The organism is Streptomyces sp. NEAU-174 (assembly GCF_052665095.1).
In genome coordinates this window covers 336,984-360,349 of sequence record NZ_JBQTCE010000007.1, presented here as the reverse complement: position 1 = coordinate 360,349, position 23,366 = coordinate 336,984, and the positions used below count along the sequence as shown (strand labels likewise).

The 23,366-nt window shown below is 70.3% G+C and carries 18 protein-coding genes and 1 pseudogene; 11 read left to right on the top strand and 8 right to left on the bottom strand.

Annotated elements, in window-relative coordinates:
• The first annotated feature begins 611 nt into the window (after window positions 1-611).
• Together ACT2CW_RS22305 and ACT2CW_RS22300 are read left to right on the top strand one after the other, a co-directional pair.
• Complete coding sequence (locus ACT2CW_RS22305; protein ID WP_445517978.1) at window positions 612-1,727, top strand: M24 family metallopeptidase; 1,116 nt, start codon at window positions 612-614, stop codon at window positions 1,725-1,727.
• A 213-nt stretch (window positions 1,728-1,940) separates the two neighbouring features.
• Window positions 1,941-5,372 (top strand): CARDB domain-containing protein, encoded by a 3,432-nt coding sequence (locus tag ACT2CW_RS22300; RefSeq protein WP_445517977.1) that lies wholly within the window; start codon window positions 1,941-1,943, stop codon window positions 5,370-5,372.
• A 68-nt stretch (window positions 5,373-5,440) separates the two neighbouring features.
• On the opposite strand, the gene ACT2CW_RS22295 is transcribed toward ACT2CW_RS22300, so the two are convergent.
• Both ACT2CW_RS22295 and ACT2CW_RS22290 read right to left on the bottom strand, forming a co-directional pair.
• The gene (locus ACT2CW_RS22295) at window positions 5,441-6,520 is read right to left on the bottom strand and encodes an NAD/NADP octopine/nopaline dehydrogenase family protein (protein WP_445517976.1); all 1,080 of its coding nucleotides are present in this window, start codon (window positions 6,518-6,520) and stop codon (window positions 5,441-5,443) included.
• An 85-nt stretch (window positions 6,521-6,605) separates the two neighbouring features.
• The gene (locus tag ACT2CW_RS22290; RefSeq protein WP_445517975.1) at window positions 6,606-8,168 is read right to left on the bottom strand and encodes an AbgT family transporter; all 1,563 of its coding nucleotides are present in this window, start codon (window positions 8,166-8,168) and stop codon (window positions 6,606-6,608) included.
• Window positions 8,169-8,367: 199 nt separating this feature from the next.
• On the opposite strand from ACT2CW_RS22290, the gene ACT2CW_RS22285 reads away from it, so the two are divergent.
• From ACT2CW_RS22285 to ACT2CW_RS22275, 3 genes are all read left to right on the top strand, one after another.
• Complete coding sequence (locus ACT2CW_RS22285; RefSeq protein ID WP_445517974.1) at window positions 8,368-9,042, top strand: GntR family transcriptional regulator; 675 nt, start codon at window positions 8,368-8,370, stop codon at window positions 9,040-9,042.
• A gap of 241 nt (window positions 9,043-9,283) precedes the next feature.
• The gene (locus ACT2CW_RS22280; protein WP_445517973.1) at window positions 9,284-9,973 is read left to right on the top strand and encodes a siderophore-interacting protein; all 690 of its coding nucleotides are present in this window, start codon (window positions 9,284-9,286) and stop codon (window positions 9,971-9,973) included.
• A 101-nt stretch (window positions 9,974-10,074) separates the two neighbouring features.
• Window positions 10,075-10,929, top strand: coding sequence for a class I SAM-dependent methyltransferase (locus ACT2CW_RS22275; protein WP_445517972.1), 855 nt, complete (start codon window positions 10,075-10,077; stop codon window positions 10,927-10,929).
• A gap of 11 nt (window positions 10,930-10,940) precedes the next feature.
• Here ACT2CW_RS22275 and ACT2CW_RS22270 read toward each other — a convergent pair whose 3' ends face one another.
• The gene (locus ACT2CW_RS22270; protein ID WP_445517971.1) at window positions 10,941-11,543 is read right to left on the bottom strand and encodes a TetR/AcrR family transcriptional regulator; all 603 of its coding nucleotides are present in this window, start codon (window positions 11,541-11,543) and stop codon (window positions 10,941-10,943) included.
• A 157-nt stretch (window positions 11,544-11,700) separates the two neighbouring features.
• Between ACT2CW_RS22270 and ACT2CW_RS22265 the strand changes: the two genes are divergently transcribed.
• Window positions 11,701-12,315, top strand: a complete 615-nt coding sequence (locus ACT2CW_RS22265; protein WP_432044827.1) for a dihydrofolate reductase family protein — start codon at window positions 11,701-11,703, stop codon at window positions 12,313-12,315.
• A 40-nt stretch (window positions 12,316-12,355) separates the two neighbouring features.
• On the opposite strand, the pseudogene ACT2CW_RS22260 reads toward ACT2CW_RS22265, so the two are convergent.
• Window positions 12,356-12,884, bottom strand: a pseudogene (locus ACT2CW_RS22260) (helix-turn-helix domain-containing protein).
• Between ACT2CW_RS22260 and ACT2CW_RS22255 the strand changes: the two are divergent.
• Complete coding sequence (locus ACT2CW_RS22255; protein WP_445518127.1) at window positions 12,885-13,316, top strand: hypothetical protein; 432 nt, start codon at window positions 12,885-12,887, stop codon at window positions 13,314-13,316.
• An 87-nt stretch (window positions 13,317-13,403) separates the two neighbouring features.
• Window positions 13,404-14,597, top strand: coding sequence for an alginate lyase family protein (locus ACT2CW_RS22250; protein WP_445517970.1), 1,194 nt, complete (start codon window positions 13,404-13,406; stop codon window positions 14,595-14,597).
• A gap of 202 nt (window positions 14,598-14,799) precedes the next feature.
• Here the strand turns inward: ACT2CW_RS22250 and ACT2CW_RS22245 are convergent, their stop codons facing one another.
• Window positions 14,800-15,369 carry a TetR/AcrR family transcriptional regulator gene (locus tag ACT2CW_RS22245; protein WP_445517969.1) on the bottom strand — a complete coding sequence of 190 codons (570 nt, stop codon included), beginning with the start codon at window positions 15,367-15,369 and terminating at the stop codon, window positions 14,800-14,802.
• 38 nt (window positions 15,370-15,407) lie between these two features.
• Between ACT2CW_RS22245 and ACT2CW_RS22240 the strand changes: the two genes are divergently transcribed.
• On the top strand, window positions 15,408-16,232 hold the full coding sequence (locus ACT2CW_RS22240; protein WP_445517968.1) for an oxidoreductase: 825 nt from the start codon (window positions 15,408-15,410) through the stop codon (window positions 16,230-16,232).
• A 166-nt stretch (window positions 16,233-16,398) separates the two neighbouring features.
• Window positions 16,399-16,707 (top strand): hypothetical protein, encoded by a 309-nt coding sequence (locus ACT2CW_RS22235; protein ID WP_445517967.1) that lies wholly within the window; start codon window positions 16,399-16,401, stop codon window positions 16,705-16,707.
• 159 nt (window positions 16,708-16,866) lie between these two features.
• Here the strand turns inward: ACT2CW_RS22235 and ACT2CW_RS22230 are convergent, their stop codons facing one another.
• The 3 genes from ACT2CW_RS22230 to ACT2CW_RS22220 are packed head-to-tail and all read right to left on the bottom strand — an operon-like array spanning window position 16,867 to window position 21,895.
• Window positions 16,867-17,313: an RbsD/FucU family protein gene (locus ACT2CW_RS22230; protein ID WP_445517966.1), complete on the bottom strand. Its 447-nt coding sequence runs from the start codon at window positions 17,311-17,313 to the stop codon at window positions 16,867-16,869.
• 6 nt (window positions 17,314-17,319) lie between these two features.
• On the bottom strand, window positions 17,320-20,262 hold the full coding sequence (locus ACT2CW_RS22225) for a hypothetical protein (RefSeq protein WP_445517965.1): 2,943 nt from the start codon (window positions 20,260-20,262) through the stop codon (window positions 17,320-17,322).
• Between the two features lie 58 nt (window positions 20,263-20,320).
• Window positions 20,321-21,895: a purine-cytosine permease family protein gene (locus ACT2CW_RS22220; protein WP_445517964.1), complete on the bottom strand. Its 1,575-nt coding sequence runs from the start codon at window positions 21,893-21,895 to the stop codon at window positions 20,321-20,323.
• Between the two features lie 413 nt (window positions 21,896-22,308).
• Here ACT2CW_RS22220 and ACT2CW_RS22215 point away from each other — a divergent pair, with 413 nt between their 5' ends.
• Window positions 22,309-23,280 carry a LacI family DNA-binding transcriptional regulator gene (locus ACT2CW_RS22215; RefSeq protein ID WP_182473741.1) on the top strand — a complete coding sequence of 324 codons (972 nt, stop codon included), beginning with the start codon at window positions 22,309-22,311 and terminating at the stop codon, window positions 23,278-23,280.
• The last annotated feature ends 86 nt before the right edge of the window (window positions 23,281-23,366 follow it).

The window sequence follows — 23,366 nt, the reverse complement described above, 5'->3', positions numbered from 1 at the left end:
CGTCCGCTTGCTGCGGTATATCGGAGCGGCGAGTCCAGCGAAATTCGACCCTGGCCACCCATAGTTGGTGGCCATTCCCGCAAATGCGTGACCCTGAAGAGGGCTTTCCTTGCTGATCGGGTTCGCTAATTAAGGTAACTGTGCTCCTTTCGGGGGGTCAACGATCTTAGGGTTTCAGTTTCGGCCTAAACCGATTGTGTTCATGACTAGTGAATTACGTGATGCCAGGGGGCGATTGCGGTCTTGTCGCTCGACAAGGCCTCGTGTTAGCTACGCCTGGCCAGGTATGGCATCGATGTCCGCAATGTCTGTTCTGATTTAACATGATGGAGGTGTTTGAACGTGATACGTACGGGATTTCGACCATCTTTCGGAGAATCAATGTGGCCGAGACCGAGTGCTTGCGTACGCCAATCAGTTCTTTAGCTGTTAGTGCTCCAGCCGGACTTCTTCATTTGTGCTGGTCAACGGCTTGGGTGCGGGAAGCGTGGCCCGTGTGGAGTCCCGGAGCCGGCTGCGGGCGAAAATGATGTCGCCGGAGGACCCCGGCCGGTCGAGGATGGGCTGGTCCGCTGCCTCAGCCGACCCGAAACCAGGATGGAGAAATCCCCGTGACCCTCACCGATCTCTACCCCGCCGACCGTCTGGAGCGCGCCCGGGAGGCCGCTGCCGACGCGGGGCTGGGCGCGCTGCTGATCAGTCCCGGCGCCGATCTGCGGTATCTGACGGGTTATCACGCACTTCCCCTGGAGCGGCTCACCTGTCTTGTGCTCCCCGTGGACGGCGAACCCTTCCTCCTGGTGCCCGAGTTGGAGCGGCCCGCCGCGCTCGCGTCCCCGGCCGGGAACCTCGGGATCGAGATCGCCGGATGGGCCGAGACCGAGGACCCGTATGCCCTCGTCGCGGCCAGGCTGCCCGCCGGTATGGCGCGGGTCGGGGTGGACAACCATATGTGGGCCGAGAAGGTCGTCGCCTTCCGCGCCGCGCTGCCCGGCGCCGACCAGGCACTCGCCAGCGAGGTGCTCGGCCGGCTGCGGATCCGCAAGAGCGAGGCCGAGGCGGAGGCGCTGCGCCGGGCGGGGGCGGCCATTGACCGGGTGCACGCCCGCATGGGCGAGTGGCTGCGCGCCGGGCGCACCGAACGCGAGGTCGGCCGGGACATCGCGGAGGCCATCGTGACCGAGGGGCATGTGCGGGCCGACTTCGTCATCGTCGGCTCCGGACCCCACAGCGCCAGTCCCCACCATGAGCTGTCGGACCGGGTGATCCTGCCTGGTGACCCGGTGGTGGTCGACATCGGGGGGACCACCGAAGACGGCTACTGCTCCGACTCCACCCGCGATTACGTCGTCGGCGAGCCGCCGGCCGAGTACCGACGGCTGTACGAGGTGCTGTTGGCCGCCCAGCGTGCCCAGACCGACGCGGTGCGGCCGGGTATCACCGCCGAGCAGCTGGACGCGATCGGCCGGGATGTCATCACGGATGCGGGCTTCGGGCCGCACTTCATCCACCGCACCGGTCATGGCATCGGGCTGGAGACGCATGAGGAGCCCTACATCGTGGCGGGCTCGGCCCTGCCGCTGGAGCCCGGCATGGCCTTCTCCGTCGAGCCGGGCATCTATCTTCCCGACCGGTTCGGGGCCCGTATCGAGGACATCGTCGTCTGCACCGACGACGGCGGGGAGCGGCTCAACCGCACCAGCCGTGAACTGGTCGTACTGCCCTGACCGCCATGGCCTTCCCCGGGCCGGATCCGTTCCCGCCGCGGCCGATCACGTACCGCCGGGTGCCGAGTCGTTGACAAAGCCGATGAGCGGTAGAAATCTGTCAAAGCATCCCTGCAAAAGATAGACGAAATCACTCAACTCTTGCACTGCGGCTGGCTCGGCACCAGCGCGGCACCGTCTGGGCCTGCTCAGGGGAAGGATCGAGAAGGCCTCATGAGAAGAAGACATCACGGTCGGCGGTTATCCGCCGGGCTGGTGACGGCGGGTCTGCTCACGGTCGGGCCGCTGCCCGTGACAGCCCATGCCGCAGCGGGAGCCCATGCCGCGGAGAGAGCCCAGGGCGCAGCGGGAGCCAATCTGGCGCTGGGCAGGCCGGTGACGGCCAGTGGGGCACACGGCTCCTACCCGGCGAGCAATGTCACCGACGGCAGCCAGGCCTCCTACTGGGAGGGTCCCGCGGGCTCGTTCCCCCAGTGGGTGCAGGTCGACCTCGGGACCAAGGCGGACATCGACGAGGTGGCACTGAAGCTCCCCGCGCCGTGGGAGCCCCGCACCGAGACGGTGAGAGTCCTGGCCGGCACGGACGGCCAGGACTTCACCACCGTGGTTCCGGACGTGCGCGAGGACTTCTCCCCGTCGTCCGGCAACACGGTGGCGCTCGACGTCGCGGCCGAGGCGCGGTACGTGCGCGTACAGGTGACCGGCAACACGGGCTGGAACGCCGCCCAGCTCTCCGAGGTGGAGGTGCGCGGGGAGGCCGGCGGGGAGAATCCGGGGGACCCGCCCGCGGGCACCAACCTGGCCCTGCGCAAGCCCATCGAGGCGTCGTCGACCACCCAGGACTACGTCGCGAGCAACGCCAACGACGGCAGCACCTCGACCTACTGGGAGGCGAGCGGCCAGTCCTCGACGCTGACCGCGAAGCTCGGCGCCGACGCCGATCTGACCGGCGTCGTCGTCAAGCTGAACCCCGATCCCGTCTGGTCCACCCGGCCGCAGAGCATCCAGGTGCTGGGACGGGCGGCCGGAGAGTCCGGTTTCGCCTCGCTGAAGGACCGGGCCGACTACACCTTCAGCCCGTCGCAGAACAAGAACACGGTGACCATCCCGGTCACGGGACGGTACGCGGACGTAAGGCTGCAATTCTCCGGCAACACGGGCGCCGGCGGAGGGCAGGTCGCCGAGTTCGAGGTCGTCGGCACGGCCGCACCCGCCCCCGACCTGACCGTCACCGAACTCGCCTGGTCGCCCGAGTCGCCCTCCGAGGCGGACGCGGTCACCGTCGAGGCGACGGTCCGCAACGCCGGGACGGCCGCCGCGCCCGCGACCACGGTGAACGTCAGCATCGAGGGCACGGTCGCCGGCAGCGGCGCCGTTGGCGCGCTCGCGCCGGGCGCGTCGCAGAAGGTGCCGGTCAAGGTGGGTAAGCGGCCCATGGGCAGCTACACCGTCTCCGCCGTCGTCGACCCGGCCGACACCGTCCCTGAGCTCGACAACACCAACAACAGCCGCAACGCCGCCTCGAAGCTGGTCATCGGCCAGGCCCCAGGACCGGACCTGGAGGTCACCGGCATCACCACCAACCCCGCCGGCCCGGCCGTCGGCGCCAAGGTCACCTTCACCGTCGCGGTGCACAACAGGGGCTCGAGCGCGGTGCCCGCCGGATCGGTCACCCGGCTCACCGTCGGCGGGACCACGCTGAACGGCACGGCGGGCACCATCCCCGCCGGTGGCACGGCCACCGTGGCCATCGGCGGCGACTGGACCGCCACCAGCGGGGGAGCGACGCTCACCGCGACGGCCGACGCCACCGACACCGTCGCCGAGACCAACGAGGACAACAACACCTTCGCCCGCTCCCTCGTCGTCGGACGTGGCGCCGCCGTGCCGTACACCGAGTACGAGGCGGAGGACGGCCGGTACGACGGCACCCTGCTGAAGACGGACGCCAAGCGCACCTTCGGGCACACCAACTTCGCCACCGAGTCCTCCGGGCGCGAATCGGTCCGGCTCGACACCGGCGGTCAGTACGTGGAGTTCACCTCCACCACGCCGTCCAACTCGATCGTCGTCCGCAACTCGATCCCGGACGCGGCGGGCGGTGGCGGCAGGGAGGCGACCATCAGCCTCTACGCGGACGGGAAGTTCGTCCGGAAACTCACCCTGTCCTCCAAGCACAGCTGGCTCTACGGCACCACCGACGACCCGGAGGGCCTGACCAACCGGCCCGGCGGCGACGCCCGGCGGCTGTTCGACGAGTCCCACGCCCTGCTCACCGACACCTACCCGCCGGGTACGCAGTTCCGGCTCCAGCGGGATTCCGGTGACGACGCGGCCTTCTACATCATCGACCTGGTCGATCTGGAGCAGGTCGCGGCACCCGCCGCCAAGCCCGCCGAGTGCGTCTCCATCACCGACTACGGGGCCGTGCCCGACGACGGCATCGACGACGCGGACGCCATCCAGCGCGCCGTCACCGCGGACCAGGAGGGCGCGATCCCCTGCGTATGGATCCCCGCGGGCCAGTGGCGCCAGGAGAAGAAGATCCTGACCGACGACCCGCAGAACCAGGGCCAGTACAACCAGATGGGTATCCGGGACGTCACCATCCGCGGTGCCGGGATGTGGCACTCCCAGCTCTACTCGCTCATCCCGCCCCAGGAAGCGGGCGGCATCAACCACCCGCACGAGGGCAACTTCGGCTTCGACATCGACGACAACACCAAGATCTCCGATATCGCCGTCTTCGGCTCCGGCACCATCCGTGGCGGCGACGGCGGCGCCGAGGGCGGTGTCGGGCTCAATGGCCGCTTCGGCAAGAACACCAAGATCACCAATGTGTGGATCGAGCACGCCAACGTCGGCGCCTGGGTCGGCCGCGACTACTCCAACATCCCCGCGCTGTGGGGGCCCGGTGACGGCCTCGAGTTCAGCGGCGTACGGATCCGCAACACCTACGCCGACGGCGTCAACTTCACCAACGGCACCCGCAACTCGACCGTGTACAACTCCTCGTTCCGCAACACCGGCGACGACTCACTCGCCGTCTGGGCCAACAAGTATGTGAAGGACACCTCGACGGACATCGGCCACGACAACCACTTCCGCAACAACACCGTCCAACTGCCCTGGCGGGCCAACGGCATCGCGGTCTACGGCGGCTACGGCAACACGATCGAGAACAACCTGATCTCCGACACCATGAACTACCCGGGGATCATGCTGGCCACCGACCACGACCCGCTGCCCTTCTCCGGCAAGACGCTCATCGCCAACAACGGCCTGTACCGCACGGGCGGCGCGTTCTGGGGCGAGGCGCAGGAGTTCGGCGCGATCACCCTGTTCGCCCAGGGCCAGGACATCCCGGGGGTCACGATCCGGGACACCGACATCCACGACTCCACTTACGACGGCATCCAGTTCAAGACGGGCGGCGGCGCGATGCCCGGCGTCCGGCTCGAGAACGTCACCATCGACAAGTCCAACAACGGGTCCGGGATCCTCGCGATGGGCGGGGCGCGCGGCGACGCCACGCTGACGAACGTGCGGATCACCAACTCGGCTCAGGGCGATGTGGTGAAGGAGCCCGGCTCGCAGTTCGTGATCAACGGCTCCGCGAACCGGTCCGCCGCGTCGCGCGACTGAGCGCCGCGCCCGGGACGTCCGAGCGGCTGCCCCGGAAGGCGCGATGCCTTCCGGGGCGGCGGGCGGCTCTACACCGCGCCGTCGATGAACGCGGCGCGGATGCCGTCGACGTCGGAGCCGAGCAGGCCCAGCGTCCGCGCCGTGCGGCCCCCGGCCACGAAGTCCTGTCCGCACAGGGCCGTGCCCAGGGCGACGAACGAGTCGGTCAGGGGCACGGGGAGGCCGATCTGCGCGGCCAGCGAGCTCCAGGTGACCAGTCCGAAGGGGATGTCCTCGGTGAAGTACCGGTGCCTGACCGAGTCGGGTTCGGGGAATCCCTGACGGCCGTAGCCCTGCACGATGCGCTCGACGAAGCTGCCCTCGGTCACCTGGTACGCGGTGTTGAGGAAGTCCCAGAAGCTGGCCGCCTTCACTCCGAGGGCGTCCGCCAGGGCGAGGCGTTCACGGTCGAGGGCGTCGATGACCTCGGCGATGCGCGGCGTCACCAGGGTGTGCAGCGGGTGGCGGTCGGCGTCCTCGACCGTCTTGAAGTTCAGCACCGCCGGCGGAACGTGGTAGATGGGGTTGCAGTTGTTGAGACCCACGGTCAGCGTGTCCTCGCCCGGCACATAGCGGTCGCCGAAGTACGTCCGCAGGATGTCGAGGGCCCGGGGCGTGTCCGCGCCGGGTACGGCGGCCAGCGGGACCGCGTGCTTGATCGCCCCGATGTAGACGTGCGCGGGGCGGCGCAGCCGGCAGGTGTAGAGACTGGTGGGCGTCTCCGCGATGAGGCAGGGCTGCCGGCCGGCGAGCGCGAACATGCGCGCCAGCTCGACGCCGCTGCCGAGCACGCCCGGCTGGAACAGGACGAGCTGGTCCGGCGCGAGGACGGACGCGAGTTCCTGGGACAGATAGGCGTGCGCGAAGGCGGGCGCGGCGACGATGACCACCTCGGCGCCGCCGACGGCTCGCCCGAGGTCGGAGGTCAGCGCCGAGGGGGTGCCGTGGCCCTCGACGTCTCCGGTCATGTCGATGCCGTCGTTGGCCCTGATCGGTTCAAGGTCGCGGCCCCACCTGTCGAAGATCCGTACGTCGTGTCCCTTGAAGGACATATGGCCGGCGATGGCCTGGCCGACGTTGCCCGCGCCGATGATGGCGATGCTGCCCATGGTGAGTGACTCTTCCGTGTCGATGTGGTGGGGGAGTGGGCTCGGCGTCGCCGAGCCGTGCGAGGTGGCGTACGTGGTGGTGGTGTCATCTGACGGGCACCCCTGGGCCGAGCGGAATTCCGAGGGCGTACCAGAGGGCGAAGAAGGACGACCACGAGACGAGTACGGCGAGAGCCACGGGAACCGTGAAGGACAGCATGGTCCCGATGCCCGCGCCCTTCCGGAACTGCTGGAGGAATCCCAGGGCCAGGACGAAGTAGGCGTTCATGGGCGTGGTGTTGGTGACCGAGTCCCCGATCATGAAGGAGACCATCGCCGCCTGCGGGGAGAGCCCGATGTACATCGCCAGGGGGACCACGACGGGGGCGAGGATGGACCACATCGCCGAACCGCTGCTGATGATGATGTTCAGTCCGCTGATGGCCAGGATGATCACGAGCAGGATGATGAGGTGGGGCGCGTCCAGGGACTTCAGGAGCCGGGCGCCCTCGACAGTGATCACATTGCTGATGCCGGTCCAGGTGAAGTATGCGAGGAACTGCGCGACCACGAAGAACAGCACGATCACGGGGACGAAGGACCTCACCCCGTCGGCCATGGCGTGGGGGACGGCCGACAGCGAGGGGATCGTGCCCACCTGCCTGCCGTAGACGATGCCGAGGATCGCGAACAGCAGCGAGACGAACACGGCGATGTTCACCACGACCACGGACTGGACGACGCTGCCGCCCTCGCCGCGGAACGGGGATCCCGGCAGCAGGAGCGCGGACACCGCCAGGACGTAGAGCAGGAGCACCGCGCCGGACAGCCGCATGGCGCGCTTCTCGACGGCGCTCAAGGTGAAGGAGGGGGCCTCGCCGGCCGGGCCGCCGTGCGGGGGCGCCTCGCCGTGGGCGGTGGTGTTGAAGAGCCTGTCGGCGGCCGCGTCGTCCTCGGGTGTGGGCACGAACTCGGGCCGTCGGGCCAGGACGCGGTCGACCGTGAGGGCGATGACGGCGGCGAGGAACACCGATGAGACCGCGGTGAAGAAGTAGGTGGCCACCGGAGTGATGACATAGCCCGGGTCGACGGTGTGCGCGGCCTCGGCCGCCAGGGACGATCTGACCGCGTCGGCCGGTGTCACCAGCGGGCTGGCGTTGAAGCCGATGGCCGTCGACGCGTAGGCGACCATCAGGCCGAGCACCGGACTGCGGCCCACGGTCCGGAAGGCCAGCGCTCCCAGCGGGATCATCACGATGTAGGCCGAGTCGCTCATGACGTGCGCGATCATGGAGCCGAACGCGATGGAGAAGGTCAGCCACCGAACGGGCAGCCGGCCGATCGTGACGCGGAGAAGCGCGGTGAGAAGGCCGCTCTTCTCGGTGACGCTGACGCCGAGAAGCACGACCACCACGACCGACAGCGGCGCGAACCCGGCGAAGTTGTCCAGCGCCGACTCGGCCGCGAACTTGGCTCCCTGAAGCGAGAGCAGGCTCTTGACCGCGACGGAGTCACCCGTCGACGGCAGCGTGACGGACACGCCCACCCCGGCCAGCACGGCGCTGAGCACACCGAGCAGCGCCACGAAGATCCAGAAGAGCCAGAACGGATGGGGGAGCCTGTTTCCCGCGCGTTCCAGGGCGCTGAGCGCCCGGAACAACCGGTTCATGGAGCCATCCACGGTCGGACCGCTGCTTCGAAGTCGCGTCATCTGGGGCCCTATCGTCGTGCAATCTCTGTGATATTTCACAGGGATGGTACGCTGCGAAAGGTGGATGTCAACAGGTCTTCGCGCAGGTGGTCGCCGGATGACGAGGGCCGCCACACAGTGTTTGAAGAGGAGCTGTGCTGTGAGCTCGGGATCGTCGATGGCGCAGCAGGCGTACGCGTCCCTCAAGCGCGACATCATCCGTTGCCGCCTCCGCCCCGGCGACGTCATCATCGAAGCGTGGCTCGCCGAGCGCTACGGCATGAGCAAGACCCCGGTGCGCGAGGCCATCAACGCGCTGCGCAGGGAAGGTCTCGTCGTCGTCGTCCCGCGGCGCGGCACCTTCGTCAAGCCGACGGACCTCGGTGACCTCCAGGACACCTATCGCCTGCGACGGCTCCTCGAACCGGAAGCGGCCGTGCTCGCCTCGCAGCGGGCCAGCGACGAGGATCTGGACCGCCTGGACGCCCTCAGCGCGGCCACCGTGGCGGAGAACGCCTCACGCCCCGACTTGAACGAGGCGAACCGGCTGCTGCATGTGGCGATCGCCGAAGTCGCGCGCGTGGCACTGATGATCCCGATGATCAACACCCTGCACGAAGAGATCGAGCGCTTCCTCAACCTCCGGGGTGAACTCGGCCGGCCCCCTTACACAAGCGTCAACCATGGACGGTTGGTGGAGACGATCCGGAGGGGCACGGAGGACGAGATCAGGCAGGTCGCCCTCGAAGGCATCGAACGCTCGCGCCAGTACATGCTGGACACCCTGCTGTCCGGGGGAAACGACTCAAACGGCGCAGGGGGCCCGGGTCGTGGCCCAGCGCGAGACGCATGACCGGGCCGGGCACCCGGCCTCGTTCGACCAGACCTGACCGCCGTTCTCGGACGTGAGGTCCACGTGGGCCCGAGCCCGCCCGAGCCCGCCCGAGCCGCTCGGGGGCGCCCCGGGCGGCCTGCGAGCGCACCGCAAAGTCGCGCACTATCGCATTCAATCGAGAACGCGTACTATCGCGTTCTGGTCCAGCGTGGCCGTTCAACTCCCCCCGCGCCCACCCGATTTCTCCGAGGAGCACTCCATGCCCACACTGCTGGATCCGGTCCTGGATCTGCTGATGCTCCGCGGCACCGTCACCGAGGCCGAGCCGATCGCCGCCCGTATGCGCCGGCTGCGTATCGAGGGCGACGCCCTCGCCGGGCTCGATGTCCGTCCCGGGCAGCAGGTGCGCGTTCTGGTCGGCTCGGGGCTGACCCGTCGTACGTACTCCGTGTGGCGCTACGACCCCTCCGGCGCCGTCGAGTTGTGCGTGCTGGACCACCCGGGAGCGGGGCCGGGGGCGCGCTGGGGCGGCGGCGTCGAGGTCGGTGAGCGGGTGCGGCTGGGCAAACCCGAGGGGTCGTTCACGCTGCGGCCCGAGGCCGCCCATCATGTCTTCGTCGGGGAGGAGACGGCGTCCGTCGCCTTCGGCGCGATGCTGGCCGCACTGCCGCCCGGGGCGCGCGTCTCCGGCTGCGTGGAGACGGACACGGCCGCGGACCGGCTGCCGCTGGCCCACTCGGATCGCCTCAACTGGCTTACCAGGGGCGGCACTTCACTCCCGGACGCGGTGCGCCGCCTCGCCCCGGAGCCGGGCGGGATCGCCTACGTCGCCGGGGAGGCCCGGACCGTGCAGCGGGTGCGGCAGGTGCTCGTCCGGGAGGCGGGCTGGGACCGGCGTGCGGTGCTCACCAAGCCGTTCTGGACGCCGGGGAAGCGGGGGCTGGAGTAGGCGTCGGCCCTGGACGGTTCGCCGTGGCCGGGCCCATCGTCTCCTAGCCTGCCAGGGCGCTAGCATCCCTCGACGAAACTTGACGGAAGGGGAACGCCGCGATGGACGAGCCGACCGGGGCGCCAGACAGTACCGCGGTACGGACCGCCCTCTGGCGGGCGATGCACGTCCAGCTCGACCCGCCACCGCATGTGTTCGAGGACGAGATCGGCCTGCGGCTGGCGGCTCCCGACGCCGACTGGCGCCGCCGCCCCGACATGGACCCGGATACCACCAGAGGGTTCCGGGCGGCCATGGTGGCCCGGGCCCGTTTCATCGAGGACCTGATCGATGAGCGGGCCGACCACGGCGTCACCCAGTACGTCATCCTGGGAGCCGGTCTGGACACCTTCGCCCAGCGCAGGCCTGAGGCCGGCTCCCGGGTGCGGGTCTTCGAGGTCGACCAGCCCGGCCCGCAGGAATGGAAGCGCCATCGCCTGGACGAACTCGGCTATGGCGTCCCCGACTGGCTGCACCTGGTGCCGGTCGACTTCGAGGCGAGCGAAGACTGGCTGAAGCAACTGGCCGCCGCCGGTTTCGAGGCCGGCAGGCCCGCGGTCATCGTCTCCACCGGCGTCAGCATGTACCTCACCGAAGACGCCATCGCGGCCACCCTGCGCCAGATCGCCGGGCTCGCGCCCGGCTCGACGCTCGCCATGACCTTCCTGCTGCCGGTGGAACTTGTCGACGCCGCCGACCGCCCCGGCTTCCGGGCGAGCATGGAAGGCGCGCGGGCGTCCGGAACGCCGTTCATCAGCCTCTACAGACCGCCCGAGATGCTGGAACTGGCCCGCGAAGCCGGTTTCGCGGACGTCCGGCATGTGTCGGGAGCCTCGCTCGCCGAGCGCTACTTCGCCGATCGCACCGACGGCCTCCGCCCGTCGAGCGGAGAAGACCTGCTGCTGGCCACGACCTGACGCGCACTGCTCTAGGGGGCGCGCAGTGCCCGGCGCCAGTAGTCGGTGACGGTGTGGCGCAGCCGTGCGGTGTCGACGGTGTGAGGGTCGAGGAGGTGTTGCAGGCCGATCCCGCGCAGCTGTCCGAGGATCGCGATGGCGACGTCGTCGGGGTCGATGTCCGTGCGTACGTCGCCGTCGGCGATCCCTGCGGCGACATCGGTGCGCAGATCGGAGCGGAACGCCTCGTCGCGCTCGCGGAAGATCGGGGCCAGTTCGGACGCGGTGGCCGCTTCGGCCCACAGCAGCAGGAAGGCCCGGTTCATCGTTCCGGCGCTTCCGGAGGCGCCGATATAGCCGTCGACGAGCCGCAGGAGCCGGTCCAGCCCGGGTGGGAGGTCCGCGAGCCCGGGGACGAAGCCGGCCTGGGTCGCGCGGGCCAGTCGCTCGATCAGGGCCTGCTTGGACCCGAAGTGATGGGTGACGATCCCGCGGCTGTACCCCGCCTGTTCGCCGACCCGTGCCAGCGTCAGCGACCGCACACCGTGCTCGACGACCAGTTCGGCGGCGGCGTTGAGCAGCGCGGCTTCGGCCTGGGCGCGGCGCTCCTGCTGGGTACGGCGAGTGGTGACCATGCGGATATCCTAACAAGTAACTTGTGTGTCGGCCGACAAGTATGCGTTGATCCCGAGCGGTCCTATGCGTTGATCCTGAGGTCTTATGCGTTGATCCCGAGCGATCCATGGGCAGCGTGCGCGATGAGTTCGGGCGGCGGATCGGGTCTGCCCTGACATGACTCGAATCATCGCTGATATCTCGGTCTCCCTCGACGGCTTCGTCACCGGACCCGACCCCGGCCCGGACAGTGGCCTGGGCGCCGGTGGCGAGGCCCTGCACACCTGGGCGTTCTCCGACGACCCCGACGACCGCCGGGTCCTGCACGAGGGGACCGTCCGCTCGGGCGCCGTCGTCCTCGGCCGCCGGCTCTTCGACGTGGTCGACGCGCCGGGCGGCTGGGACGACTCGATCGGCTACGGCGCCGGCGAGGTCGGCAAGCCCGCGTTCGTCGTGGTGACGAGCTCGCCGCCGGAGTCGGTGCGGCTCACCGACCTCGACTGGACGTTCGTCACCACCGGTCTGCCCGACGCCGTGGCCGCCGCGCGCGAGCGCGCCGAGGCGGCGTCGTCGGACAGCGGCAAGGACCTCGACGTCGTCCTCATGGGCGGCGGCGCCACGGTCGGCTCGGCGATCGGGGCCGGGCTGGTCGACGTCCTGTCGCTGCACCTCGCGCCCGTCCTGCTGGGCGCCGGAACGCCGCTGTTCACCGGCGGAGCGCCGCGCACCCTGGTCCAGCGGAGCGTGACCCCGACAACGACCGCGACCCATCTGACCTACGACCTCCTCTGAGGGCGTCTGGTGGCGTCCGACGTCGTCGCGGAGCCACCTCTCAGGTTGTTTCGCGTTTGGTGTGGAGGACTTCGCGGGCCTGTTCGGCGGCGCGGGTGATGCTCTCGCTGATGAAGTCGAGGAAGCGGGCGATGTTCTCCAGGCGGGCGGCGGTGGGGGTGTGGGGCCCGAGGACGGCGACGCCTTGGAGATGGACGCCGGGCCGACCTGGAGGCGCTGTGCGAGCTGGGCCGCGGTGAGGCTGCCGGCGTCGGTGGTGAACAGGCAGGTCAGCACCCGGGCCGTCATCTTGGGCAGGCCCGAGGCCATGAGGACGGTGGTGAGCGTCTCCTCGTACTCGGCCACGGCTTCGGCGTCGCGCCCGTGCGGCAGGGGACCGACCCCGGCCCGCGCGAGGAGGCGGGCCTGCGCCGGTGGGCGCGGCGTCCGGTGGCGCGGTGGGCCAGGTCGGCGCGGTAGGCGGTGGGGCCGCCGTTGCGCATCACCTCACGAGTGATCGTCGAGGTCGGACGGTCGAGGCGCCGGGCGATCTCGGCGTAAGGGAGGCTGTCGGCCGGCACCAGCGCGATCTGCTGGCGTTCGCCGCCGACCGCGCCGACACCACCGTCGAGGTCCTGCCCGCCAGCCCCTCCAAGAGCCGCGACGTCCAGGCCGCCGAGCGGACCACCGTCGCCTACGCCGACGGCGTGCTGCGGATCGACGCCCCCGAGCCCAAGAACCAGCTCGTCGGGCCCTCCGGATCCCTGGAGGTCACCGTCCAACTGCCCGTCGGCTCACACGTCGAGGGCAAGGCCGCCGCATCCGAGCTGCGTGGCGTCGGCCGCCTCGGTGACGTCGCCTTCGACGGCGCGTACCGCCAGATCAAGATCGACGAGGCCGCGGGCGTCCGCCTCACCGCGCTCGACGGCGACATCTCGGTCGGCGCCGCAGCCGGCGTCTCGGCCGCGCTGGACGTCCGTGCCACCACCTCCCACGGCGACATCACCGCCCGCAGCCATTGACATGTTCACGAGCCATCCTTATGGTCCAGACCATCCTGTCCGTATTTGGGAACTGCGTTCTCATCCATGAACAGAAGAGGTCATCGGATGGCACGAACCAGAACCGCGTTACTCAGTGTTCTCGCCCTGCTGGCCGGTCTGCTGAGCCTTCAGCTCGGCGGACCGGCCCCGCGGGCCACGGCCGCGCCGGCCGCCTTCACCCATCCCGGGGTGCTGGTGAGCCGGGCCCAACTCGACTACGCACGCTCGAAGGTGCAGGCCGGTCAGCAGCCCTGGAAGGCCGCCTACGACAACATGATGGGCAGCTCCTACGCCTCGCTGTCGCGCACCCCCAAACCGCGCGCCGTCGTGGAGTGCGGCTCGTCGTCCAACCCCAACCACGGGTGCACCGAGGAGCGCCAGGACGCCATCGCGGCCTACACCGACGCGCTCGCCTGGTACTTCACCCGGGACAGCAAGTACGCCAAGAAGTCGATCGAGATCATGGACGCCTGGTCCGCCACGATCACCGATCACACCAACAGCAACGCCCCGCTCCAGTCCGGCTGGTCCGGCGCCACCTGGCCGCGCGCCGCCGAGATCATCAAGTACACCTACGACGGCGGCTGGCCGGGCGCCGGACGCTTCGCCACCATGCTGCGGAACGTGTACCTCCCCGAGGTGAGCAACGGCTCGGCCACCACCAAGAACGGCAACTGGGAACTGGTGATGACCGAGGCGGCCATCGGCATCGCGGTCTTCCTCGACGACCGCTCCGCCTACGACAAGGCGGTCGGCACCTACCTCGACCGCGTCCCGGCGTACATATACCTGACCAGTGACGGCGATCTGCCCAAGCCGCCCGCGGACAGCAGCATCGACACCAAGGCCGAGATCATCAAGTACTGGCAGGGCCAGAGCACCTTCGCCGACGGCCTCGCCCAGGAGACCTGCCGCGACTTCGGGCACACCGGCTGGGGCCTCGCCTCCATCGCCGACATCGCGGAGACCAGCCGCATCCAGGGCCGGGACCTCTACCCGAAGATCCAGGACCGGCTGCGCTACGCACTGGGCTTCCACACCGGCTACGAGAACGGCACCGCCGTGCCGTCCTGGCTGTGCGGCGGATCCGTCAAGAAGGGCCTGGACGAGGTCACCGAGGTCGGCTTCAACGCCCTCCACAACCGCCTCGGCATCAGCATGTCCAGCACCCAGAAGTACACCGAGGCCCACCGCCCGTCCGGCACCGACAACTACTTCAACGCCTGGACGACCCTCACCCACGCGGACAACCCGTCCTGACCCACTAAGCAGGTCGGAGGAAGTCCACTACGGTTCGGGCAGCGCCCCGAAGGGGCGCGGGGCTGTGTTGATGTGCGGCTCCGCCGCGCGGGCGCGACCAGCCACGATGCGGCCGCAGACGCATGACGGCATCTCGTGGCACTTCCCGCGGAGCGCTTAGTGCCCCGGCCCCCGCTGTCACCGGGGGCCGGGGTGCGGCAGGTTACGCGGTCTCGGACCCGATCAGTGAGCGGGCCACCGCGAGCGCCGCCCTGTGGCGTTCCGCCTGCCGGCCGCCCAGTTCGCGTCCGCGTGCCACGGCCATGATCACGGCGGACAGGGCCAGCCGTGCGCGCATCGTGCCCTCGGGCCCTTCGCCGGTGGCCAGTGCGCGGGTCAGGTCGTCCAGCCGCTGCCGGAGTGTGCGGGCGGCGGCCAGGCCGCGCAGGGCGTGCTCGTTGAGCTGGGCGCAGACCAGTGAGGCGCCGTGCTCGCCGCGGACCAGGGCGTCGAACCGCTCGATGGCTCGCATGCGGGTCGCGGTGGACGGCGGGTGGGCGCGTGCGGACTCGATGATGACGTCGAGCGCCGGGAGCAGTTCCTCGTAGGAGCTGGTGAGCAGCTCCTCCTTGTTGGCGAAGTGGTGCAGGACGGCCTGCCTGGTGACGCCCGCCTCCTTGGCGACCTGGGTCAACGAGGTCAGCTCATAGCCCTGTTCGGTGAACAGTTCCAGCGCGATGGCCCGTACGCGTCGACGCGTGTCGGTGCGCCTCCGGTCGGCTTGCTCTCCCATGAAAACTGCCTTACTGGTAAGTCAGGTATTCTGCCCGCATGAACGGCACAGAGAGCAACGTACCCGCCGGTGGCAGCGGAGTGCCTCCGGCGATTCCCGACGAAGGGCTTGCCGGTCGGCGCGCGCTGGTCACCGGCGGAAGCCGCGGGCTCGGCGCGGCGATCGTGCGGCGGCTCGCCGCGGCGGGCGCGACCGTGTTCGCGGCGGCCAGAACGGCACCGCCCGAGGGTTCACTGCCGGCGCGGTTCTTCACCGCGGACCTCGCGGACCCCGACGGAGCACGACAGCTGGCGGAGCGGGTGCGCGACGCCGCGGGCGGGGTGGACATCCTCGTCGACAACGCGGGAGCCGGCAGCGCCCCGGCGGACACGCTGACCCGGCCGCAGGACACCTGGCGGTCGGACCTCGAGGTCAATCTGCTGTCCGCGGTCCGGCTGGACCAGGAACTGGTCCCGGGCATGGTGGAGCGCGGCTCGGGGGTCGTGGTGCATGTCTCGTCCATCGCGAGCCACCTGCCACAGCCGGGCCAGGCCGCCTACGCGGCGGCCAAGGCCGCCATGAACAGCTACAGCCGCTCGCTCGCGGCCGAGGTCGGCCCGGCCGGGGTGCGGGTGGTGTGCGTCCTGCCGGGCTTCATCGCCACCCCGGGGGCGATCGCGCACCATCAGAAGATCGCCGACCGTCAGGGGGTGTCGCTGGAGGAGGCGCAGCGCGATCTCGCGGCGCGGCTGAACGTGCCGATGAACCGCCCCGGAACCCCCGAGGACGCCGCCGAGTTGGTCGCGTTCCTGGCGTCGGAGCGGGCGCGCTGGCTCACCGGATCCCAGTTCCGCGTCGACGGAGGCATCCTCGCTCAGGTGTGACGCCCAGGTGTGACGCCGGCTCCGTCACGCGGGCGGACGCGTGGGGCCGTCCTCGACCGGAGTGCGCACGACGTTCGAGCGTTCATCCGGACGAGGCTCGAGCGGAGGGTGCGACAACGGGCCCTGGCGACCTACCCCGGTCGTATCCACACCACGGGAGGCTCTCATGGTTCGTGCAAGCCGTCTGGTCACCGCTGCCGTCGTCGCCGCGGCGGCGCTCCTGCCGCTGGGGGTGTCAGCCGCTCCCGCCCATGCCGACGACGAGGCGTGTGCCGAATACCTCGAAGGGCAGGGGCGGGACGACGAAGCCATTCAGGAAGCATGCGAGGCCGGTGCCGCGGAGAACGGCCCGGAGTGCGTGAGGATTCTGGTCGGACAGGGGATCACGCCCTCGCGCGCGACCCAGGCCTGTGTGCTCGCCGGCCGGCCGTCCGACGATGCCGCGCCACGGTCGCTCGCCCGTCTTCGGGGCTGAACCGCTGAGGCGTGTTCATGAACACCGGCATGGGTCCGACCCCGCCACGGACAGTGGGGTCGGGCCCATGCCGGTCCGGGAAATCGCGGTTGGGCTGCGGGCAGGCCATTTCACGCTGCGGTAATCGCTGCCGTGCCGCCGACGGTCCGGCGGCCGGAATCAACGCTCCGGAGAGAACTCCGGCAGCACGCCCTTGGTGAGCAGGAAGCATCCGTACGGCCTGTCCTCGCCTGTGATGACCACCGCGAACGCGGACCGGGCGCGTGCGTAGAACGCGTGGCGCTCGACCGTCTCCACCGCCACGGGACGGCCCGATGCCTCCTCCGCGGCGGCGATGAAGTCCGTCTGCACCGGTGGCTCGGCGCTGGCGTCGCCGACGACCCCCATCCTCGCGACGGGCTCGGGGACGAACGTGTCGAGCGGCAGCAGCCCGAGCACCGCCCGGCCCGCCGAGACGACGTCGGTGCCGTCCAGCCGGATCACACGGTCGTGCACGGAGTGCGCGGGGAAGTTCCTGTCGACGAGGGCGATGGTGTCTCCGTGTCCCATCCGCGCGAGCGTGTACAGCAGGTCCGGGGTCAGGAGCGGGTCGAGTCCCTTGAGCACGTCGGATCACCTTTCCGTGATCGAGGATGAGCGGGGGCCGGAGCCGAAACCGTCCGGGGAGGCGCCGGGGTTCGGGATCCTGAGCGCGTGGCGCAGCAGTGGCGGCGCGAGCAGCCCGCACGGCTCGGGCTCGGCGCGGAGCCCGGTCCCGGCGTAGTAGCGGTTGGCCGCCGACGGCGCGACCCGGACGCGGAGTTCGTTCCCCCCGGGCCGCAGGGCGTCGGCGGGGATCGTGACGCGGTACGGCGCCCAGGCGCGCTCCGCCACCCGCATGCCGTTCACGGACACGGCCACGGCTCCGGCGACGGCCGGGAGCGTCAGCTCCAGGGGGACCGGCGTGTCGAGCTCGATCCGCCGCACATAGTCGGCGGTGCCCGCGAACGCCGGAAGGCCCTGCCGCTCCCAGCCGCATGTCACCGCGATGTCGCGGCGGGTGCCCGCCTCCTCGTACGCGTCCTCGGCGACCTCGAGCAGCCAGCCGGATTCGAGCGGCTCCGGCGCCGACCATTGCGGTGTGCCGGGACCGGCCGTGGCCCCTGTGCCGTGACCGGCCTCGGTGTCTGTGCTGGGACCGGCCGCGGCCTCGGAATCCCTCGTGGCGCCCGCCCGGCCGGAAGCGGGCTCCGCGTTCCCGCGCACACGCAACAGGCGCAGTGCGTTCCGCTCCAGCCGCAGCACGATCACCGGGCTCTCAGCCGCTTCGAGGGTGCGCACGGTGCCGTCGGCGGCGTCCCACTCCTCGATGTGCCAGGGCCCGTCGGGCAGCAGGAGTTCCACCGTGCCCTCGGTCTCGGTGAAGCACGCGAAGCGGAAGCCGTCGGCCGCGTCCGGGCCGCCGCGCCAGCGCACAGCCGAGCCCACGGGCACGCGCAGCGTTGGCTCGGTCCGCGCACGCTGCGCGGCGAGCCCGCGCAGGACCGCCTCCCCGGGGACCGCGTGGAACATCTCCACGGCGGGGGCGAGGTCCGCCCAGTCCTCGGCGGCGGTCTGTGGCCCCTCCTGGTAGACGGCGGGCGTCGCGCCGCTTCCGAGCACCCGTACGCCCGATTCGGCCAGGCGGCGAAGCCGGCGCATCGAGGCCGCCGAGCGCAGCGTTGTCACGGCGGGGAGCACGAGTGCCCGGTACCGGCGGTCCCCGATCCACATCGCGCTTTCCGCCACGGTGGCGGCGCCGAGATCGCGTTCGTCCACGAGGTGGAAGCCCACCCGGGATTCGGTGAGCGCGCGGGCCCACTCGCCCAGCGCCGTCGCCTGCTCGCCGAGCTGCCCCGCGGTCCACACCGTACGCAACGGGTACAGGACCGCCACATCGCTCTGTGGCGACACCGGTTCGAGGAATTCGCTCAGCCGCGCGCTCTCGAGCGCGAACCGCGGGTGGTGATCGGCGAACCACGGCTCGAAGTTGATGCCCGGGGGGAAGTCGAAGCGCGGATTCCGCAGCGACTCGTGATCGTCTCCATGGCCGTGGGTCTGGTAGAAGCCGTGGAAGATCATCTGCCGCATGCCCTGGAGATGGTGGTTGATCGCCGTGGTGCGCAACTCCTGCAAGGTGAGCCCCCAGTGGCCGGACCACGGGGTCCCGCCGTCGGGCGGGGTGACGAAGTACTGTTCGACCATCGTCCCGCCGCGGCCGTGGTGGCGGGCGACCGAATCGCCGAACACGGGGCTGAGCTGCACCAGGGCGTCCTGCGCGTCCACCGCGGTGAGATCGCGGTAGCCGTCGACGCCGAAGTGGTCGAGCCCGAAGTTCACCCGCAGGTCCCAGTTCGCGAACGCGGTGTCGAGCGCCCAGCCGCCGACGTGCCCGAGGACCTCATGGCCGGACTGACGCAGGCCGTGGGCGTGGCTCCAGCCGCGCAGCCTGCCGAGGAACGTCTCCATCGCGTAGCCGCTGAAGTGCTCGTAGAACTGGGCGCGCAGGCTCAGCCGCTCCGGGTCGTCCCCGTCGAGCACGGCGGCGAGCACCTGGGGGGTCCGCCCGCCCCAGCGCTCCCGGATCGAGACGGCCAGGCTCTCGTGGAACGGCATGGCCGAACGCAGGTCTCCGGTGCGCTCCGCCCAGTCGTAGTACACGGCATGCGGCTGGTCGAAGAACATATAGGCGACGGTGGAGCCGAAGAAGTCGCCCAGGGCGTCGGCGAAGGGCTGGTAACCGGCCTCGATGAAGCGATCGACCGCGACCGGGTCGACGGGGTTCACGAGGCGGGAGGTCGCGCAGCGGGCGGAGACGAACACGATCGCCTCCGCGCCGTCGGGCACGGGCTCGACGAGGCGGACACGGCATCCGTCGGTGGCGCCGTCCACGCGGTCGACGAGCTCGGGCCGCTCGGCGGCCACGCCCTGCTCCCCTTCCGCGGATTCCACGGTCCCTATGGCTTCCACGGCTTCCGCGGTTCCTACAGCTCCCGCGGCCTCCACGGCTTCCACGACGAGCGCGTACTCGACCCGCCAGTCGGCCCAGGCGACGACGCCGCCCTCGTAGTGCCAGTCCATCGCGGCCGGGCCGAGGTTCTCCGTCGCCGAGCGGATCCCGCTGAGCGATCCCTCGCTCGCGCCCGCGGGGATCCGCACCCAGAACAGATGCCGTTCACGCAGCTCGTCGTGGCCGGTCACGGCCCGGCCCGCGGCGTGGCCGGTCTGCCAGTTGTAGTCGTCGTAAACGCCGACGATCATGCCGAGTCCGGCGGCCGTTTCGACGGCCGTACGGCACGCGGCGAGGTAGTCGTCGTCCAAGTAGCCCTCGATCGGGTACGACAAACGCGCCTGCACCTGGAAGCTCCGGATCCCGGCGTCGTGCATCTGCCGCACCTGGGCGCGGATCGTGTCCTCGTCGGGCAGCCGGTGCCAGAACCAGTAGGCGGCGGGCGCGTGCCAGGGGTCCGGGTTCCGGAAGCGGCGCAGCGCGGTCTCATGTGCGGACGAGGCGGATGAAACAGGCAAGGCGGACAAGGGGTCAGCTCCTCGAGCGGCGGCGAGGTCCGGATGGGCCTCGCCGCCACCAGGTCGGTCAGCGTTCGGTGCTGCGGTCGGCCGCGTGACTGACGGCCGGGTCGGGACTCCGGAGCTCGGTGGTGTTCCCCTCGGGCGGCGCGTCCGCCGTGGTCACGAGCGAGTAGTCGGGCTTCGGGTCCAGCCGGAGCCCGAACGTGAGGATCGCGTAGAGCGCGGCGCCGAGCACCAGGGCGATGACGATGCCGAGCCCGCTCGATCCGAACACGCCGGTGCGGCCCTTCTCGGTGAGGAGGAATCCCGTGATCTTCGCGAAGTTCGGGTCGGAGCTGGTCACGAGGCCGAGGCCGACGACGGTTCCGGTGACCAGGCTGAGAATCGCCGTCCAGCGCCCGTCGCGGCCACCGTAGCCGCGCGGATTCGCCATGTCGGTGTTCCAGCCCATGCGGCGCTGCCGGATGAAGTCGATGAGCTGGATACCGCCCATGGTGCCCATCATCACGGCGATGAGCGACAGGAACGACTGGAACGTCGCGAGGAACGAGGTGGAGATGAACAGCAGGTAGAAGGCGCCCGCCGCGATGATGATCGCGTTGATCGAGGTCGTCACCGAGCGGCGCAGCGGTACGCCGACGGCCATCAGCGCGAGGCCGGAGCTGTACATGCCGGTGATGGCGGCCGAGACGAGCGAGATGACGATCACGACGGAGAAGGGAACGAAGAACCACATCGGCAGGAGCGCGGTGAGCGCCCCGATCGGGTCGGACGCCGTGGCGGCACCGAGCTTGGAATCCCCGCCGACGAGCAGCGCGCCCACGGCGAGGAGGATGACGACCGGCAGGCTGAGCCCGGTGACCGTCCAGCCGATCACGCCGCGCGCCGGGGTGTTGCGCGGGAGGTAACGGGCGAAGTCCCCGCCGTAGTTGAGGAAGCCGAGGCCGACGAGGGTCATCGCCATGATGATGCCGCCGATGAACACCAGCGGTCCGCCCGCGGGGGTGTCACCGAGGTGCGCCCACGAGATCTCGGGCACCATGAATCCGAGGAACGCGACTGTCATGATGCCGGTCACCCAGGAGATCCAGACCTCGACCTTCATGATGAGCTCGTGGCCGAGGACGGAGACCGTCATCGTCAGGGCGAGCACGAGCACGAACCACAGCACGATCGTGGAGGTGGCGCTCGACCCGTCCGCGTCGGCGAACACCGACGGCCACAGCTTCGCGAACAGGTTCGCACCGGTGGTCGAGGCAAGGGTGACGATCGTCACCTTCCAGCCCATATTGGACAGGTAGGCGAAGAACGCGGGGATCCTGTTGCCCTTCATGCCGAACGCGAAGCGCGTCTGGGCGAGGGTCGGCAGTCCCGTACGGGGTCCGCCGACCGCGAGGATGCCGACGAGAGTGGCCGAAATGAGGTAGCCGGCGGTTCCGGCGACGATCGTCTGCCAGACGTTCAGGCCGAGGCCGAAGACGAAGATGCCGTAGCTGATGCCGAGGATCGAGATGTTCCAGGCGAACCACACGGCGAACAGGCCCCGCGGCTTCCCGCGCCGTTCGGCATCGGGAACGGGATTGACGCCGTTCGATTCGACGGTCGTGCCTCTACGACCTTGCTGAGCCTCACTGCTCATGGAAGGGCGCCTTTCGACGTATGGCGAGGTGGGGAGGAGCGGATGGCCGAGCTTCGGGCTTCGGGCTTCGGGCTCGGGGAAGTCGTGGGTGCGCGTTCGGGGGTGCACGCTCGGGTGGTGCGTCGACCGCGTCCGGGGGCGACGCGGCTCCGGGTGAGACGTGAGACGTGCGCCGTGCGCGGTGACCGCCGTCGCGCCCGCGGTGGGAGGCGTGTACGGCGGTGAGGCGGAGCGCTAAGCGGCGGGGTGGGCCGCTAAACCGCCGGCCCTCGGGGCCCGCGGCGGGCGGTCGTAGCGTACGCTCATCGCCGGGAAAACCATTTCCGAACCCAAGCACGGCAGCCCCTGCCGAGTCAATGGGTCGTCGAGACCGTCCTGATAGCATCGGCCGGCCGGAATCAGGGGAGATCAGGATGGGCGCGCGCATAGGCTTGAAGGACGTGGCACTGCGCGCGGGGGTGTCGGTGCCGACGGCGAGCCGGGTGCTGTCCGGCGTTCAGCGCAATGTCGATCCGGAGCTGGCGCTGCGGGTGCGGAACGCCTGTGAGGAACTGGGCTACCGGGTGAACGCGGCGGCGCGGGCGCTGCGGATTCAGTCGACGGATTCCCTGGCCCTTGTCGTTCCGGCGATCGCGAACGCGTACTTCGCGGAGCTGGTGTCGGCGTATTCGCGCCGCCTGGACCTCGAGGGCAAGCGGCTGGTGACCATCGACACGGGCGAGAGCCCGGAGACCGAGCAGCGCCAGCTCGGCGCCATGGACCGGGTGCTGGTGGACGCGGTGCTCGTGGTGCCCGCGGCGTTCGAACGCAGTGGCGCGGCGATCACGGAACTCGCGCGGTCCAACCGGGTCGTGCAGGTCGACCGCCGCGCACGAGGCGTCGAAGCGCCGTCGGTACGGCTCGACAACGCGGCGGGGGTCCGCCTGCTCGTGGAGCACCTGCGGGCGCGGGGCCGCCGCAGCATCCTGATGGTCGACGCCCAGGAGGACTCCTCGTCGAGCATCGAGCGCACCGCCGCGTTCCGCGCGCTCGCCGGGCCGGACGACCGGGTGCTGGAAATGCCGAACTTCACGGTGGCGAGCGGCACGGACGCGGCGAAGCTCCTGCTCGCGGACCCCGGCGACACAGATGCGATCATCTGCACCGCCGACACGGTCGCGCTCGGCCTGCTGACGGCGCTTCAGCACGCCGGTAAGCGCGTGCCCGCCGAGTACGCGATCACGAGCTTCGACGGTACGTACATCTCCGACACCGCCGCGCCGGGGCTCACCACCCTGGGCTCGACCGCCGAGCGCATGGTCGAGGCATCACTCGCCCTCCTCGACGGCGGCAGCGATGACGTCGTCCTGAAACCCGAGCTCGTGGTCCGCGGTTCCAGCGGCTGACCGCGGACCGGGCGGGGGCATGGGCGCCCTCCGGACCCATGCCCCCGCCCGCGGGAAGGCCGCGGGACGGCGTGGGACGGCGGCCG

Bases quoted from the DNA above. Each gene is read 5' to 3' on its own strand.
- ACT2CW_RS22280 (WP_445517973.1), top strand. From the start codon at position 9,284: ATGCCCACACTGCTGGATCCGGTCCTGGATCTGCTGATGCTCCGCGGC.
- ACT2CW_RS22265 (WP_432044827.1), top strand. From the start codon at position 11,701: ATGACTCGAATCATCGCTGATATCTCGGTCTCCCTCGACGGCTTCGTC.
- ACT2CW_RS22295 (WP_445517976.1), bottom strand. From the start codon at position 6,520: ATGGGCAGCATCGCCATCATCGGCGCGGGCAACGTCGGCCAGGCCATC.
- ACT2CW_RS22270 (WP_445517971.1), bottom strand. From the start codon at position 11,543: ATGGTCACCACTCGCCGTACCCAGCAGGAGCGCCGCGCCCAGGCCGAA.
- ACT2CW_RS22220 (WP_445517964.1), bottom strand. From the start codon at position 21,895: ATGAGCAGTGAGGCTCAGCAAGGTCGTAGAGGCACGACCGTCGAATCG.
- ACT2CW_RS22215 (WP_182473741.1), top strand. From the start codon at position 22,309: ATGGGCGCGCGCATAGGCTTGAAGGACGTGGCACTGCGCGCGGGGGTG.
- ACT2CW_RS22235 (WP_445517967.1), top strand. From the start codon at position 16,399: ATGGTTCGTGCAAGCCGTCTGGTCACCGCTGCCGTCGTCGCCGCGGCG.
- ACT2CW_RS22250 (WP_445517970.1), top strand. From the start codon at position 13,404: ATGGCACGAACCAGAACCGCGTTACTCAGTGTTCTCGCCCTGCTGGCC.
- ACT2CW_RS22300 (WP_445517977.1), top strand. From the start codon at position 1,941: ATGAGAAGAAGACATCACGGTCGGCGGTTATCCGCCGGGCTGGTGACG.
- ACT2CW_RS22245 (WP_445517969.1), bottom strand. From the start codon at position 15,369: ATGGGAGAGCAAGCCGACCGGAGGCGCACCGACACGCGTCGACGCGTA.
- ACT2CW_RS22240 (WP_445517968.1), top strand. From the start codon at position 15,408: ATGAACGGCACAGAGAGCAACGTACCCGCCGGTGGCAGCGGAGTGCCT.
- ACT2CW_RS22285 (WP_445517974.1), top strand. From the start codon at position 8,368: ATGGCGCAGCAGGCGTACGCGTCCCTCAAGCGCGACATCATCCGTTGC.
- ACT2CW_RS22275 (WP_445517972.1), top strand. From the start codon at position 10,075: ATGGACGAGCCGACCGGGGCGCCAGACAGTACCGCGGTACGGACCGCC.
- ACT2CW_RS22290 (WP_445517975.1), bottom strand. From the start codon at position 8,168: ATGAACCGGTTGTTCCGGGCGCTCAGCGCCCTGGAACGCGCGGGAAAC.